Annotated in this window: 15 protein-coding genes; 6 read left to right on the plus strand and 9 right to left on the minus strand. The window is 32.7% G+C overall.

From position 1 onward, the window contains the following. Positions 1-68 precede the first annotated feature (68 nt). On the minus strand, positions 69-2,264 hold the full coding sequence (gene recQ, locus HYN56_RS01495) for a DNA helicase RecQ (protein WP_109190573.1): 2,196 nt from the start codon (positions 2,262-2,264) through the stop codon (positions 69-71). Between the two features lie 86 nt (positions 2,265-2,350). Between recQ and HYN56_RS01500 the strand changes: the two genes are divergently transcribed. The 4 genes from HYN56_RS01500 (at position 2,351) to lptB (ending at position 5,304) form a co-directional block, all read left to right on the plus strand. Further along, positions 2,351-3,316 (plus strand): KpsF/GutQ family sugar-phosphate isomerase, encoded by a 966-nt coding sequence (locus HYN56_RS01500; protein WP_167398262.1) that lies wholly within the window; start codon positions 2,351-2,353, stop codon positions 3,314-3,316. Beyond that, on the plus strand, positions 3,316-4,131 hold the full coding sequence (gene tatC, locus HYN56_RS01505) for a twin-arginine translocase subunit TatC (RefSeq protein ID WP_109190574.1): 816 nt from the start codon (positions 3,316-3,318) through the stop codon (positions 4,129-4,131). The genes HYN56_RS01500 and tatC overlap by 1 nt, the downstream gene beginning before the upstream one ends. Next, complete coding sequence (locus tag HYN56_RS01510; protein ID WP_109190575.1) at positions 4,124-4,477, plus strand: carboxymuconolactone decarboxylase family protein; 354 nt, start codon at positions 4,124-4,126, stop codon at positions 4,475-4,477. The genes tatC and HYN56_RS01510 overlap by 8 nt, the downstream gene beginning before the upstream one ends. 86 nt (positions 4,478-4,563) lie before the next feature. After that, the gene (lptB, locus tag HYN56_RS01515) at positions 4,564-5,304 is read left to right on the plus strand and encodes an LPS export ABC transporter ATP-binding protein (protein WP_012022391.1); all 741 of its coding nucleotides are present in this window, start codon (positions 4,564-4,566) and stop codon (positions 5,302-5,304) included. 181 nt (positions 5,305-5,485) lie between these two features. On the opposite strand, the gene HYN56_RS01520 is transcribed toward lptB, so the two are convergent. After that, a complete protein-coding gene (locus tag HYN56_RS01520; protein WP_109190576.1) occupies positions 5,486-6,340 on the minus strand; it encodes a glycoside hydrolase family 25 protein in 855 nt (284 codons plus the stop codon). A gap of 10 nt (positions 6,341-6,350) precedes the next feature. Continuing rightward, on the minus strand, positions 6,351-7,067 hold the full coding sequence (locus HYN56_RS01525) for a CDP-alcohol phosphatidyltransferase family protein (RefSeq protein WP_109190577.1): 717 nt from the start codon (positions 7,065-7,067) through the stop codon (positions 6,351-6,353). 191 nt (positions 7,068-7,258) lie between these two features. Between HYN56_RS01525 and HYN56_RS01530 the strand changes: the two genes are divergently transcribed. Both HYN56_RS01530 and HYN56_RS01535 read left to right on the plus strand, forming a co-directional pair. Continuing rightward, the gene (locus HYN56_RS01530; protein WP_449403997.1) at positions 7,259-8,326 is read left to right on the plus strand and encodes a putative type IX sorting system protein PorV2; all 1,068 of its coding nucleotides are present in this window, start codon (positions 7,259-7,261) and stop codon (positions 8,324-8,326) included. 34 nt (positions 8,327-8,360) lie between these two features. Beyond that, positions 8,361-9,497, plus strand: coding sequence for a lipoprotein N-acyltransferase Lnb domain-containing protein (locus tag HYN56_RS01535; protein ID WP_109190579.1), 1,137 nt, complete (start codon positions 8,361-8,363; stop codon positions 9,495-9,497). A gap of 2 nt (positions 9,498-9,499) precedes the next feature. On the opposite strand, the gene HYN56_RS01540 is transcribed toward HYN56_RS01535, so the two are convergent. From HYN56_RS01540 to HYN56_RS01565, 6 genes are read right to left on the minus strand one after another with little or no spacing between them, the layout of a single operon-like run. Continuing rightward, positions 9,500-10,894: a sugar transferase gene (locus HYN56_RS01540; protein ID WP_109190580.1), complete on the minus strand. Its 1,395-nt coding sequence runs from the start codon at positions 10,892-10,894 to the stop codon at positions 9,500-9,502. Positions 10,895-10,948: 54 nt separating this feature from the next. Further along, complete coding sequence (locus HYN56_RS01545; protein WP_240622643.1) at positions 10,949-12,310, minus strand: O-antigen ligase family protein; 1,362 nt, start codon at positions 12,308-12,310, stop codon at positions 10,949-10,951. Then, positions 12,300-13,370, minus strand: coding sequence for a glycosyltransferase family 4 protein (locus HYN56_RS01550; protein WP_109190581.1), 1,071 nt, complete (start codon positions 13,368-13,370; stop codon positions 12,300-12,302). Before HYN56_RS01550 ends, HYN56_RS01545 begins: the two co-directional genes overlap by 11 nt. After that, positions 13,367-14,362 (minus strand): glucosamine inositolphosphorylceramide transferase family protein, encoded by a 996-nt coding sequence (locus tag HYN56_RS01555; RefSeq protein WP_109190582.1) that lies wholly within the window; start codon positions 14,360-14,362, stop codon positions 13,367-13,369. Before HYN56_RS01555 ends, HYN56_RS01550 begins: the two co-directional genes overlap by 4 nt. Continuing rightward, positions 14,359-15,480, minus strand: coding sequence for a glycosyltransferase (locus HYN56_RS01560; protein WP_109190583.1), 1,122 nt, complete (start codon positions 15,478-15,480; stop codon positions 14,359-14,361). The genes HYN56_RS01555 and HYN56_RS01560 overlap by 4 nt, the downstream gene beginning before the upstream one ends. A gap of 47 nt (positions 15,481-15,527) precedes the next feature. Beyond that, positions 15,528-16,343, minus strand: a complete 816-nt coding sequence (locus HYN56_RS01565) for a class I SAM-dependent methyltransferase (protein ID WP_109190584.1) — start codon at positions 16,341-16,343, stop codon at positions 15,528-15,530. Positions 16,344-16,358: the final 15 nt, after the last annotated feature.

The raw sequence follows: 16,358 nt of genomic DNA on the forward strand, positions 1-16,358 counted from the left end.
GGAATTTGGAATTTATATTTTGAATATTCTCTTAAAGGGTTGGAATTTGAAATTTAAAATATTGGAATTTAATTAGCTACTTCGCTGATAAACTTAATACGCATTAAACGAAGTTCATCAATATCGTAATCGCCGTCAAATTCTTTTAGAGCATCTTCTATTTTATCAGATTCTGATTCCATGAAGTAATCGTGAATTTCTTCCTGCTGATCATCATCAAGCATATCATCAATCCAATATTTGATATTCAATTTGGTTCCAGAATAAACGATTTGCTCCATTTCTTTAATTAAAGCATCCATAGTAAGACCTTTTGCAGAAGCAATGTCGTTCAATGGTAATTTTCGGTCGATATTCTGAATGATATATAATTTATTAGCAGAATTTACTCCAGTAGATTTAACAACTAAATCGTCTGGACGAATAATATCGTTATCTTCAACATAACGAGCAATTAAAGCCACGAATTCGCTTCCGTATTTTTTAGCTTTTCCTTCACCAACACCATGAATATTATATAATTCTTGTATGGTTATCGGATATTTCAAAGCCATATCTTCAAGAGAAGGATCCTGAAAAACTACAAATGGAGGAACTCCCAATTTTTTGGCGACTTTTTTACGAAGCTCGCGAAGCATTCCTGTCAGAACTTCATCGGCTGTACCGGAAGATTTACCTCCAGTCACAATAGTTTCATCGTCAGCTTCAGTATATTCATGATCTTCAGACATCATGAACGAAGATGGATTTTTGATAAAATCTAAACCTTCCTGAGTAATTTTAATAACACCATACGTTTCAATGTCTTTTGACAATAGTCCCGTGACCAAAACCTGTCTCAACAACGCCATCCAATACTTTTCGTCATGATCTGAACCTGAACCAAAATACGGCTGCGTATCTGTTTTATGAGCTTTAATAACCGCATTGATTCGGCCAATTAAAGTAAAAACAATTTCTTTTGATTTGTAAATGTGTTTGGTGTCGCGAACAATTTCAAGCAGTTTCACCACTTGTTCTTTGGCTTCCACTTTATGTTTCGGATTACGAACGTTATCGTCCATGTCGGCTCCTTCTCCTGTTTCACTGTCAAATTCTTCTCCGAAATAATGTAGAAGAAACTTTCTGCGTGACATTGACGTTTCGGCATAAGCCACCACTTCCTGTAAAAGAGCAAAACCAATTTCCTGCTCTGCAACTGGTTTTCCGGACATGAATTTCTCCAGCTTTTCTACATCTTTATAAGAGTAATAAGCTAAACAATGTCCTTCTCCTCCATCACGGCCGGCACGACCGGTTTCCTGATAATAACTTTCTAACGATTTAGGAATATCATGATGAATTACAAAACGAACGTCTGGTTTATCAATTCCCATTCCGAAAGCGATTGTTGCTACAACAACATCTACATCTTCCATCAAAAACATATCCTGATGTTTGGCGCGGGTTTTAGCATCCAATCCTGCGTGATAAGGAACGGCACTGATTCCGTTTACTTGTAAAACTTCGGCAATAGATTCTACTTTTTTACGGCTTAAGCAGTAAATAATTCCGGATTTACCTTTATGCTGTTTAATAAATCGAATAATATCCGATTCAATATTTTTAGTTTTTGTACGAACTTCATAGTATAAGTTCGGTCTGTTGAATGATGCTTTAAAAGTGTTGGCATCAGACATGTCAAGGTTTTTCAGGATATCTTCCTGAACTTTTGGGGTTGCAGTTGCAGTTAAACCTATAATTGGTACTTTCCCCAATTGTTTGATAATATGTCTTAGGTTTCTGTATTCTGGTCTAAAGTCATGACCCCATTCTGAGATACAGTGGGCTTCATCGATTGCAACAAAAGAAATAGGCACACTTTGCAGGAAAGAGACATATTCTTCTTTAGTTAAAGATTCCGGGGCTACATACAAAAGCTTAGTTAATCCGGAAGTAATATCTTTTTTAACCTGAGCAATTTCTGTTTTGGTAAGAGATGAATTTAATACGTGTGCAATTCCATTTTCAGACGAAAGACTTCGAATGGCATCAACCTGGTTTTTCATCAAGGCAATCAGAGGAGAAACAACAATTGCCGTTCCGTCCTGAATTAAAGCGGGTAATTGATAACAAAGAGACTTTCCACCGCCGGTTGGCATAATTACGAAAGTATTCGTTTTACCTAAAATACTCGTAATGACTTGCTCCTGCAAGCCTTTAAATTGGCTAAAGCCGAAATACTTCTTTAATTCTTTATGTATTTCAATTTCGTTTGAATTCATTCTCTATATTAACTGTATTTTGTATAAATTTGCAACACATAAAGATACAACTTTCTTTTATACATACAAATTTTAAATATTCTGATTTGATCTCAAAAGAAAATATATTGGCGATAGCTAAAAAAACAATACTCTCTGAAAGTGAAGCAATTACAAAACTAATTGATTTTCTGGACGAAAATTTCTACGAAGCAGTTCAGCGTATCTATGAAACCAAAGGCCGTCTAATCGTTACCGGCATCGGAAAAAGTGCCATCATTGCTCAAAAAATGGTTGCGACTTTTAACTCTACGGGAACACCATCAATGTTTCTGCATGCCGCAGAGGCCATTCATGGTGATTTGGGAATGATTCAAAACGAAGACATTATTATATGTATTTCTAAAAGCGGAAACAGTCCTGAAATTAAGGTTTTAGTCCCGTTATTAAAACGATTTGGAAATACCCTGATCGCTATTACAGGAAATACCACTTCATTTCTGGCAAAAGGTTCTGATTTCGTTTTAAATACAACTGTTAATACCGAAGCCTGTCCTATCAATTTAGCTCCAACAAACAGCACGACAGCCCAATTGGTTATGGGAGATGCTTTGGCTGTATGCTTAATGGAAATGCGTGATTTTAAACCTGAAGATTTTGCGGTTTATCATCCAGGCGGTGCTTTAGGCAAAAAATTACTGCTTCGCGTAAAGGACATGATCGAACACTCGTTAAAACCAACAGTTAGTCCAGACACTTCAATCAAAAAAGCAATTTTCGAAATTTCCGAAAAAAGATTGGGAGTTACTGCAGTTGTGGAAGACAATAAAATTGTTGGAATTATTACCGATGGAGACATCCGAAGAATGCTAAACGACGTAGATAGTATAGCAGATTTAACAGCAAAAGATATTATGTCTAAAAATCCAAAAGTAGTTTCGTCTGAAACTATGGCTGTGGATGCTTTAAACATTTTAGAAGACTTTTCGATTACACAATTAATCGTTGCAGACAACGGAGAGTACAAAGGCGTATTACATTTACATGACATTTTAAAAGAAGGAATAGTATAATGGCAAAGAAAAATCTTGGCGAAATGTCATTTTTAGATCATCTTGAAGAACTAAGATGGTTATTGGTTAGAAGTACACTTGCGACAATTATTATGGCAATTGTTACTTATTTTATTAGTGATTATTTATTTGATCAGGTTATTTTAGGTCCAATCAGACCAACGTTTTTTACTTACGTTTGGTTTTGCGATTTATCACATTCATTGGGATTTGCAGACAGCATTTGTATTACGGAACTGAATTTTATTATTCAGAATACCGAAATGGAAGGTCAGGTTAATATTTTTGTATGGATGTGTCTTCTGGCAGGTTTCATCTTGAGTTTCCCTTATATTTTATGGGAAATCTGGAAGTTTATCAGCCCGGCTCTTTATGAGAAAGAAAGAAAAAATGCAAAATTATTCATCTTCGTTTCTTCTTTGCTTTTCTTTTTAGGAGTCTTGTTCGGCTATTTTGTGGTAATTCCGATGTCTGTAAACTTCGTGGCAACGTTCTCTGTGAGTGATGTTGTAAAAAACCAGTTTACACTTGAGTCTTATATGGGGATGGTAAAAACGAGTATTCTTGGAAGTGCGATATTTTTTGAACTTCCAATTGCTATATATTTCTTAACGAAATTAGGACTAGTAACTCCTACATTCTTAAGAAAATATTGGAAATATGCTGTCGTAATTATTTTAATTATTGCCGCAATCGTAACGCCGCCGGATGTTGTGAGCCAAACTATTGTTGCAATTCCTATGTTAATCATATACGAATTGAGTATATGGATTTCGAAGATTGTTTATAAAAATAAAATGAAAGAAAATGTCTGATATAGTTCAAGAATTTAACGACTATCGTTCTAAAATGAACGAAAAATTATTAGCTGACAACAACAAAATTGTAAAGCGTATTTTTAATCTTGACACTAATGCTTACGCAGAAGGCGCTCTTGATGTAAAAACAAAAGAATTACTTGGTCTAGTTGCATCAACCGTTTTAAGATGTGACGACTGTGTAAAATACCATTTGGAAACTAGTTATAAAGAAGGCGTTTCTAAAGAAGAAATGATGGAAGCGATGGGAATTGCAACTCTTGTTGGAGGAACAATCGTAATCCCGCATTTAAGAAGAGCTTACGAATTCTGGGAAGCTTTAGAAGAAAGTGGAAATAAATAATTGTTAATACGTTTAACTCTTGAATCGTTTATTTGTTAATTTGCAACGAATAAACGATTTATCGATTAAACGATTAAACTTTAAAAATGAAATTAAGAGCCGATAATTTAATCAAAACCTATAAAGGACGAAGTGTTGTAAAAGGAATTTCTGTTGAGGTAAATCAAGGGGAAATCGTGGGACTTTTGGGGCCAAATGGAGCTGGAAAAACAACGTCTTTCTACATGATTGTGGGATTGGTAAAACCAAATCAGGGAAATATTTACCTTGACGATTTGAATATTACCGATTATCCGATGTACAAACGTGCGCAGCAGGGAATTGGTTATCTGGCACAGGAAGCTTCTGTTTTTAGAAAATTAAGTATTGAAGATAATATCTTGAGCGTTTTACAATTGACGAAACTTTCTAAAGAAGCTCAAATTGCCAAAATGGAAAGTCTAATTGAAGAATTCAGTTTAGAACATATTCGTACCAACCGAGGCGATTTACTTTCGGGAGGTGAGCGTCGTCGTACCGAAATTGCCCGTGCATTGGCAACCGATCCAAAATTTATTTTATTGGATGAACCTTTCGCCGGAGTTGACCCGGTTGCGGTTGAAGATATTCAGAGAATTGTAGCGCAGCTAAAAAATAAAAACATCGGAATCTTAATTACCGATCACAACGTTCAGGAAACTTTAGCCATTACAGATAAAACGTATCTAATGTTTGAAGGAGGAATTCTTAAAGCAGGAGTTCCGGAAGAACTGGTAGAAGACGAAATGGTTCGTAGAGTTTATTTGGGACAAAACTTCGAACTTCGTAAAAAGAAACTTGAGTTTTAGTATTCAGTGGTCAGATTTTAAGTGATCAGTTTTTTGAAAGTTATTTAGTGGTCAGTTTTTTAGTCATCAGTTTGAAGCTGAATACTAAAAAACTGATTTTTTTTGACATAAACTAATTACTGAAAATCTGAATACTGAACACTTTTTTAGGACTGAACACTAAAAACCTGAACACTGAACACTATTCTACAGTAATAAAATGCAGTTGTTCTAAATCCCCATTGTAAATATTTACATCAACACGATGTTTGATTCCAGGCAAAGAAGCTTTTTCTGTGAATTGCCAAAACAACCAGTCATCTTCAATTTTTTCTCTATAGAAATTATAATTGGCTATCCAGAATAAATAATCTCCGAATTCTTCTTTTAAGAAATCAGCATAATATCTTTCTCCAGAATAAATTATAGGGCGTACCTGATAATGTTTTTCTACTTTATTTAACCAACGTTTCAATCCTTTTTTCAAACTGTCTAAAGGCTGATTTTTAGGCAATTTTTCGATATCCAAAACGGGAGGAAGATCTCCTTTTTGCAATTTTACCGTTTTTATAAAAAGATCTGCCTGTTCTATAGAATTTTCATTTGGTCGATAATAATGATAGGCACCACGCATAATTTTATTCTCTTTTGCCCCCTCCCAATTTCTTTTAAATTGCCTGTCAACTCTATCATTTCCTGCTGTTGCACGAATAAACACAAACTGAACCGGATATTTTTCGTCCAGAATTTCGACTTCTTCCCAATCTACTTTTCCCTGAAATTCAGAAACGTCGATTCCAATTACTTTTCCTTTGTGATTTTCGAGAACGCGAATGTTTCGCACATCCGAAAGATGTTTATCTACAGCATCTTCATCTAAAACTTTTTCTGATTTAAATCCGAGGTAATACGCTAATCCTTTACGATAATGGTAAACGATTCCAATGAATAGAAGTGAAAATAATATCAATAAAAGCCCACGAAAAAGCCTGCTTAGAAAAGATCTTCCTGCCGGTTTTCTGGAATATGTTTTACGATAACTTGTTTTTCTTGCCATTACAACAGAACTACTTTTTCAAAAACAAATTATTGATGACAGATAATAAAACGTAGAAAGCAATAATCAACGGAATTGCGATATACTGAAGCAAAATAACCATTAACACAGAAATAGTCAAAAAAACTATCTGAAGTGCGTTTTCTTTAAAACTGAACTTTTTAATTTTTAAAGAGAACAATGGAATTTCTGCATTCATGATATAAGCGCTACATAAGGTAATAACAAGTAAAACCCAAAAATTAGTTAGAATTTCAAACATCATTAGAGAATTTGAATATTCTATAACCAAAGGAAGACTTAAAACAAACAATGCATTTGCAGGAGTCGGCAATCCAATAAAAGAATCAGTCTGACGGGTATCAATATTAAAATTAGCCAATCTATAGCAGGCTCCTAAAGTTACAATAAATCCTAAAAAAGGGATAAATACAGATCCAGCTACATCATGAGGATTAGCACTTTTTAAAAACAAACTGTACATTACATATCCGGGAGCAACACCGCTGGTTACCATATCTGCCAAAGAGTCCAATTGCAAACCAAGCGGACTTGAAACTTTGAATAATCTGGCGAAAAAGCCATCAAAGAAATCAAAAAATATTCCCAAACAAACCATGTAAAAAGCCATTAAGAAATCGCCTTGAGAAACATAAACAATGGCTACGCAACCACAGAAAAGATTAATTAATGTAATTAGATTTGGAATGTGCTTTTTGATATTCATAGTTTGAAATTTTGATAATGGCAGAGAACAAATTTAGCATAATAACTCGATGCAAAACGAGTTTTTGTAATAGTTTTTTATTTCTGATTCCGACTTTCAGAATATTTGAAGAAACGAACTGAATTGCTGAGTAAAATATTCTATTTTTGATAAAAATTTAAAACCTGTACAGGTCAGTAAAAAAAGAACTTTTGAAAAGAATTTTAGCATTTATATTATTTTGGAGTTTCACTTCGCAATACGCGCAAACCGTCCGAAAATATTCGAATGAGTTTATGAATATTGGTGTAGATGCCGCCGCGCTCGGAATGTCAAGTGCGGTAACTTCTTTTACAAATGATGTTAATGCTGTTTACTGGAATCCCGCAGGTTTAACACATCTTGAAGATCATCAGGTTGCCTTGATGCATGCGAGTTATTTTGCCAATATTGCGCAATATGATTATATCGGTTATGCAAGTCCGATTGATGACAGAAGTGCCTGGGGAATTTCGATGATTCGCTTTGGTGTCGATGATATTATGGACACTACTCAATTAATCGATAGTCAGGGAAATATTGATTATAACCGAATCCGTCTATTTTCAACTGCCGATTATGGTTTTACCTTTTCTTATGCCAGAAAACTTCCCGTTGACGGATTTCAGTATGGTGTAAATGCGAAAGTTATTCGAAGAGTTATTGGAAAATTTGCTAATTCCTGGGGATTCGGGTTTGATATTGGTCTTCAATTCGAAAGAAATGACTGGAAATTCGGATTGATGCTTCGAGATATTACAACCACTTACAATGTGTGGAATATTGATGAAGAAGAATATGCAAAGATTGCCAATGCAATTCCGGGAGAAAATAACGAATTACCCGAAAGCACTGAGATTACATTACCAAAAGCACAATTGGGAGTGTCAAAAAGATTTGATTTTCATAACGAATGTAGCCTTCTTGCTTCTGCAAACCTCAACATGAGATTTGAACAAACCAACGATATCATTTCATCAAAAGTAGTAAGTATAGACCCAGCTCTAGGGTTTGAATTTGGATACACGGATTTAGTTTTCGTAAGAGCAGGTGCAGGAAATTTTCAAAATGTGACTCAACTGGATAATACTGAAAAAATTAACTTTCAGCCTAATATTGGTTTAGGTTTTAGATATAAAGGTATTCAGATTGATTATGCTTTAACCGACTTAGGAAATCAAAGTACAGCTTTATATTCGAATATTTTTTCGTTGAAAGTAGATTTAGGAATCTTTAGATAATTATAAAACCATAAAACCTTTTAAATTTTAAAACATGAAAACTGTAATGTTTAAAAAAGCACTTTTTATTTTATTATTCTTAATGAGTTTTTTTGGTTTTAGCCAAAGTCTGCCTTTATCTAACGAGGCTAAAATAAGTGTTCTAACCTGCGGACTTGGAAATGAAACTTATTCTTATTTTGGACATACAGCTGTTCGTGTTTTTGATCCTGCAAACAATATTGATATCGTTTATAATTATGGTGCATTTGATTTTAGAACTCCAAATTTTGTTGCCAAATTTGCAAAAGGTGATTTACAATATTTTATCATTACACATCCCTTTTCCGATTTTTTAAACGAATATAATAATGACAAACGAAGTGTTTACGAACAAGAACTTCTGGTTTCTCTTCCTTTAAAACAAAAAATATTTGACAATCTGAATCATTCTTTATTTTCTGAAGAAAGATATTACACCTATAAATTTATTGATAAAAACTGTACATCAATGGTTGTTGATGTTATTAATAAATCATTAAATCAAAATGTAATTACTAAAAAAGGAGATACAGACAAAACCTATCGCTCTATCTTATTTCCTTATTTTGACGAACACTTTTACGATCAGTTAGGAACCAGTATTATTTTCGGAACCAAAGTCGATCAAATGGGAACCAGAATTTTTCTTCCATTTGAATTGAAAAATAGTTTAGAGAAAACCATATTTCAAAACCGTCCTTTAGTTGGAAAGTCAAAAACCTTATTAGAATTCACAAAAGAAACTCCAAAATCCTGGTGGAATAACATTTATACTTATCTTTTTATTCTGACTTTTGTAGTTTTAGCAAGAAATAAAACTGTTGACAAAATCTATCTTTTGATTTTATCTTTGGTTGGAATATTCTTTGTTATAATGGGATTTTATTCTTTTCACCAAGAACTGGCGATGAATTATAATGTGTTGCTTTTTAGTCCGCTTTTATTGCTTTTAGTTTTGTTTTCTCTTTATAAAAACAAATTATGGACGTATCGATTTTCACTGATCAACTTTGTCCTTCTGGTAATTTACTTTTTGTTTTTAATCAATAAAGCGCATTTCTTTATCACATTACCATTAATCATAACAAGTGGAGTAGTTTTAGTTAGAACCGGAATTCGTAACAAAAAACCAATTCCGATTATAATTTAAGATTATTGTCCCCGGTAGAATAAAACTGTCGTAATGGTTTTGAAAGTAATACTTAAATCCAGAAAAACGCTTCTGTGTTTGATGTAGTATAAGTCGTATTGCAGTTTGATTAAACTCTCATCTATTGATTCTCCATAGGAGTAGTTTACCTGAGCCCAGCCTGTAAGTCCCGGCTTAACAACATGACGAGTTTCATAAAAAGGCATTACTGCAGCAATTTCTTCTACAAAAAAAGGTCTTTCCGGTCTTGGTCCAATTACCGCCATATCTCCTTTTAAAACATTGATAAATTGAGGCAATTCATCAATTCTTGATTTTCTCATGAATTTACCAAAAGGAGTAACTCTTTTATCGTTATGCGTTGCAAAAACAGCACCGTTGGTCTCAGAATTTGCAGTCATGGTCCTAAACTTATAAATCTTAAAAATGACCCCATTTTTTCCAACTCTCTCTTGTGTATAAAAAAGACTTCCTTTATTAGCAAAGAAATTACAAATTGCAATTATTGGAATAAAAACTGCACAGCATAAAAGTCCGCAAAAAGAAAATAAAAACTCCATTATACGAATCAACAGTAAATACAATCTATTACTGTTGCTTCTGCTGAAAGGGAAAAAGCGGTAAAAATCTCTTCCCATATAATGAACCGGAATTCGTTGTGTTTTACTTTCGTACACCTGTGTATATTCGCGAATTACATTTCCGTTTTCTAACAAATGAAGTAATTGCTGGTACAAGGCTGGTGTAATACCGTCTGTTTTTTGTGAAGCTATTATAATTTCCGAGACATTATTTTTGGTTACAAACGACTCCAGGTCATTCTTCTTGACCTCTCTTACATAATGAAAATTGAAATCTTCCAGAGAATCTGTATCCGAATTTACAAAACCAATAATTTTATAATGCGGATCGACATTTTCAAGTCCTATCACCAATTCTTCTACTTCACTTTGGTCACAGATTAAAACCACATTTTGCGAAAAACGATGAGAAGCCAGAAAATAAACATAAAACAAACGCCAAAGCAGCAATGAGCTCAAAACTGCAAAATAGAAAATAACAATTACTAATCGTTGCTTAGGAAGTTCCGGAGATAAAACGGGTGTAAACAAATAAACGGTAACAGCGGTAATTGAAGTCAGAATAACGCTTCGTAAAATTTGAAACTGATTACTAGCCGTCTGAAGATTATACATTTCGAAAATGGTTCCGAATATGAAAATGTAACCAATCAACAGAAATGACTTTATGTATTTCCCGTCTTCCAAAACATAGTAATGATAGTCGAAAAGCTGGCTAAGTAAAAAAAGCGCAGTAAATATAAATGTCACGTCAAAAACAGAAAGCAAAACTTTCCTTTCTGAAATTTCGAAATGCATTTTTCTTTTTAAAAACATTGTTACAGTTTGTTAGGGGCTTAAACTTGAGGCAAATGTATTATAAAAAATGAATTAGTCTGTTATTTTTTCTGTCTGATCATGGATTTTTATTTGTACTATTAAGAGGGATAAAGCATATACAAAAGCTGGCGCCGCTATTCGCATTGCTGCGTGATTAATTGTTAAAAGCCAAAATGTAAAAAAAGACAAGGCCAGTATATTTTGTTTATTATTTAAAAATAAAATCAAAGGTGCAAGAAATAAAATTAGTAGATCTACAATTCCTAATGATCCATGCTCTGCAAGCATTCTTGTAATTTCATTATGAGTTGGCAGATCGATACCAGTCTCTTTTTTACGTATTTCTTTATTTTTTCCAACACCAATTCCTAAAATCGGATTATCCATAAACATCTCCAGTTCAGTTTCGATAAGTACTTCCCTTCCGCTCAATTGGGTTTGTTTTTTTCTTCCTAATGCATCTTCGTTTGCATAACGTTTATTAATCATTCCTTTAGTCTGCAGCGAACTATAACTCCACACACCGACTCCTGCTACGAAAGCCAGTATAATAATTGTTCCTATTTTGGCACGAACATTATAATTGGCACGAAAAAAAAGCACAATCAAAAGTACCAAAATCATTACAACTGCAGTTATTACTCCTCCTCTGGAAAAAGTAACCAGACCTCTAAAAGCAAAAGCCAAGACAAAGCCAACATTAATTATTTGTACTAGCCTATTTCTAGAATTAAACAAGAATTGTACAAAAAAAATAAATATTCCCAGACCAAGTAGAGTAGAAACCTGATTTGGTCCAAAACCACCAGATGCAGCAAAGTTAGACTGTGTTCCCATAATTACATCTTTTATACTTGGAGTATATAAAAAAAGATAAACAAGCATAGTGATTAAAGGGAAAGAAAACGACGAAATAATATCTTTTAATTTTTCGAATGATATCTTTCTTTGATAGCAGTATATAGAAGATATTCCTAAACATACCGGGCCTGAAATATTAAAAGCGATAGCCTTTCTGATATCTGTATTAAAATCCAATGAAGATGTAGATAAAACTACGCCTGGAATGAGTAATAATAAAAAAAGCCAGTAAACAAAAGCATTTTTAGAAAACCCCGAATAAATCATTCCAAGAAACATAAAAAACAAAACAGAATATTTTGCCACTTCATTTAATATCATTCCATCGGTCATTCTTAAAAGAACCTCTGCACTAACAATATAAGCAGATGAAATAAGAACTTCATTATTTTTATTCTTTGTTTTAATAATATAAAAAAAACCAAAACCAAATATACTTACTGCATACAATTTAGCAATAGCTGGAAATAAGAATATCAGTATTCCAAGAAAAACATGCAATACAATTAAAAAAACATACGACAATTCCTTTTTCTCTATCTTAAATTTCATGTAACCAGTTTAAATATTTTTTTATTATCGTTTTTTTAGAAAACCTGTCAGAAATGGTTTCAAACAGTCTGTCTCCTAAGCCGATTCGAAGCGAACTATTTTCAATACATTCAATAAGTAAATCATAAAAAATTTCTGCATTTAAATCCGGAACGATTAAGCCATTATTTCTATGCTCAATAACAAAAGGAATTTCACCTACATTTGTTACAATAACAGGTTTTTTAAATTGACCGTATTCCAAAAGTGCAACTGGCAAACCTTCTGATTTAGACACTAAAACTCCTATAGTTGCCTGATTCAAAACATTTGATATATCTTGTCTGGAACCATACACAAATACATTATTTAGTTTCTCTTTATAAATTTTTTGCTTAATTTCTTTTGAGTAATTATCCTCAAAATCTTTTCCAACCAAATGAAAGCTCCAATCAGGATGTTTAGAACTAAGTTTTTGAGCTACTTCTAATAATAATGCATGATTTTTTTGAGCCCTTAAATTAGCTAAACAAATAATTCTTTTTCCCTCTAAGCCATTTAGAACTGTATTTTCAGTAACAGTAATATCTTCAACAACGAAATTGGGAAAATAAACCACATTTTTTGCTTTTATTTTTTTTTCTGACCATCTTTTTAGATTTTGATTAACTACAATAACGCCGTTAAAAAAAAAAGCTGTTAATTTTAAAACCAAATGAGGTCTGGTTTCTAAAAATTCACTTTGTCCATAATGATCATGTCTAATAATTTTTATCCTGGGTAAAGTTAATTTTAAAAGAAATGCCAAAAAAAAAGAAGTGCTGTGTGCGTGTATATGGGTTATTTTATTTTTTAGCACATATGATCTTAATGTAAAAAGTGCTTTAAAGTCAATCTGCCGTTTTTTATTCAAAAATAAATAGGATACAGATGGGGAAATTTGATTCAAAAGCACTCCTTCTTTTCGTGTAACAACAATCCCCGAAAATTCAATTTCTGACTCTAGTGCATTAGCATAATTAACAGCCATACGCTCTGCTCCTCCAGACTCCAGCGAATCAATAATCTGCGCTATTCTCATAAATTAAGAATCCAATTTTTAAAATCAAGATAGGTCCATTTTAAAGGTCCCCATATATTTATTCTTTTTGAATCGCTATTCAGTCTATTGCCATCATAAACATAATAATAATGATTTTCGCCTATTTTTTGAATATCAAATTGATGCATTCCTGCACTAAATTCTTTAATTTCTTTATTTCCTTTTAAGAAAAATGGTGCAATTCTTTCGGTCGAGTAAGATCCGTCTTTAAAAGAAAAACGATATAACGACAATCCATATCCATATCCGTTAGTACAGTTTTGAACAGGTAAAATTAATCCCTTTTTATCTGCAAAAAAGCGACCACCTGGCCTTGCTTCTGTTCCTCTTAACGCAATTGGTTTTTTATGCAATTTCCATTTTCCTAAAAGAGAATCTGCCTGATAAATATACATATTTAATTTATCGTCTGATGTTGCCAGAATATTCAAAGAGTCAGATAGATAAATCGACGGGTCTTTTAACCTCACATTTTTCACTAATGTATCACATATTTTCCAATCGAAAGGAAAATGATTTGCTTTATACAATAAAACAGCGTTGGCCTGTTTAGTTTCAGGAATCATATAAAAATTGTTTTTATATTTAAAAACCTGAGGGTATGACAAATGAAATTTCTGAGTTAGTACTGTACCTTTATATTGATAATTCTTCCCATCGATAGAAGTCATTAAACCAACATCGCCATTGCCTTTTGTTTTTTTATGTTCAAAAAACAAATAAAAAGTATCTTTTTCTTTTATAAAAAAAGGATCTGCAAGAAAAACAGTGCTGTCGTTTTGTTTTTTTAACTTCTCAATACTATAAATTTGATTTTCTTTTACATTGATGTTTTCGGGATACGCATCTGATTCTCCATATCCAACAGACCAACCACCTCCTTCTTGTTGTAAAAAAGGTGTTCTGGAGTTTATTATTAAAAGAGCTAAAAACCCAAAAAACAAAATTAAGCCTTTGATATATTTTTTCATTTTTTCAATATTCTTTCTATTTCAGATTCGAAAAGATCCAAAGTATATTTTCTTGACCACTCTGATGATTCTTTTCTAAAACAATCAAATCGTTCTTCATGATTTAATATGTCTTCTAATTGTTGAATGTCTTTTGTTAATTCTCTTTGCAACAAAATACCTCTATTTCCATAATCGAGCATATAAGGCACCATAGAAACAGCAGTAGCAACAGGAACACAACCCCAGAACATTCCTTCGGCAAGTGCTTTTGGCCAACCTTCGCTTTTAGAAGGTAAAATTACAAAATGACTGTTTTGGCACGCCTGAATTATAATTTCCTGATTCTGATTTCCTTTCAACATTATATAATTTTCCAATTTATTGGATAAAATATACTTTACTAAAGTATCTCTTTCTACTCCTTCTCCATATAATTGTAAAGAAACTTTATATCCGCTTTTAAAGAGTCCTTCAACTAACTTCACGGCATAAAGCGGATTTTTGCCCAACGACAAAGTTCCAACAAAAATAAAGTTTATTACTCCATTTAAATTCGACATTTTTAAAGAAGTCTTATCTTTTTCAAAATAAGAAGCGGTAAAAAAAGGTTTAATATTATGACTAATTTTCTCCCATTCTCCATAAACTAAAACCTTCATATTTCGTGTTAAAAATGTATTATTGAGAATCCATTTTTGTATTCGATAAGTAAGTGGCTGGCTACTCTTTGGATCCCAATTACCTGCATATTTTGCTGTTTTTATTTTACCTGGAAAAAGTATTTGAACTACACAGCCTATTAAACCAACATTTCCCGGACATCTTAAATGAATATGATCTGCTTTTTTCATAGCCCAAAAAATTTTCCAGAAAATTACAGGCAATTTAAATATTGAGCTTATAGTATTTGGTAAACTAGTAATACTAAAGGCAGGAATTTTTCTAAAATCGATATTTTTATTTTCATAAAAATCATCAATTTTAGTTAATTCTCGTTTAGAAGTCAAAGGAGCAACAACAATTAATTCATCTACATATTTCCCCCAAATATTCATCTCCCGAATGTACGGTGAATAACCAAAGTATTTACCGTCTTGTTTTACATGAACAACATGGGTTATAATCGCGAACTTCATTAATTATATGTAACTTTTACTTTTTTAGATTATTATCAAATTGATAACTACTGTTTTTTCTTCATCAACATTGTTAAATGCATACAGCTAAACAAAACTGAATCTGAAGTTTTAGAATCGTTCCAATCCTGGCTGTTCCATTTTAATCCGATTTTAGTTTTCCTTTCATTAGAAACAGGCAAGATATTTATCAAAGTAATCCATTTAGTTTTACCTAACAAGCCTCTTCTTTCTACAATATTAAAAGCATTTTTATATAAATAAAATGTCTTTTTTGTAAAAGGCCATTCCCAGGCAGCATCCGATTGAAAAGGTCTGTATAATGTTCTTATAATTTTAATTGGAAGACTTGTTTCAAGCGGGTCGTAACTAATTATTTCGCCATCTTTTGCAAGTTTTTCATTCAGGCGCTCTATTAAGAGATTAGTGTCCTGAAAATGATGAAGCACAGAATAAGCATAAATCAAGTCAAATTTATCAGCTGTAAAATCATCCGAAAGAAAATCAATCGCTTTGGCTTCTGCATTAGGCAAATGTTTTATACGCTCATTCAATTTTGCAATCGCTACATCGCTCAGATCAATACCCAAATACTCCTTTGCATTTTCGGCCAAATGTATTGACCAATAGTTTCCGGAATAACAGCCTAAATCTAATACCTTCTTGGTAGACAAATCTCCAAACCATTCTTTATGCAAAACATACGATTGATCCTGAATCCCAATGTTTTTTTTAATTTGAGTAAAAATTCCGTTTCTAACTTTAGACCAAATGGCTGTTGCAAAGTTTTTCTTTTTATTGTTGTAAAACTCTTTTTGCTTTTTATTATTTTCTAAAATTGCTTCTTTAACTTTTACTTCCATTTTGCTTTACAATTT

The sequence above is a fragment of the Flavobacterium crocinum genome (assembly GCF_003122385.1).
Classification (GTDB): Bacteria; Bacteroidota; Bacteroidia; order Flavobacteriales; family Flavobacteriaceae; genus Flavobacterium; species Flavobacterium crocinum.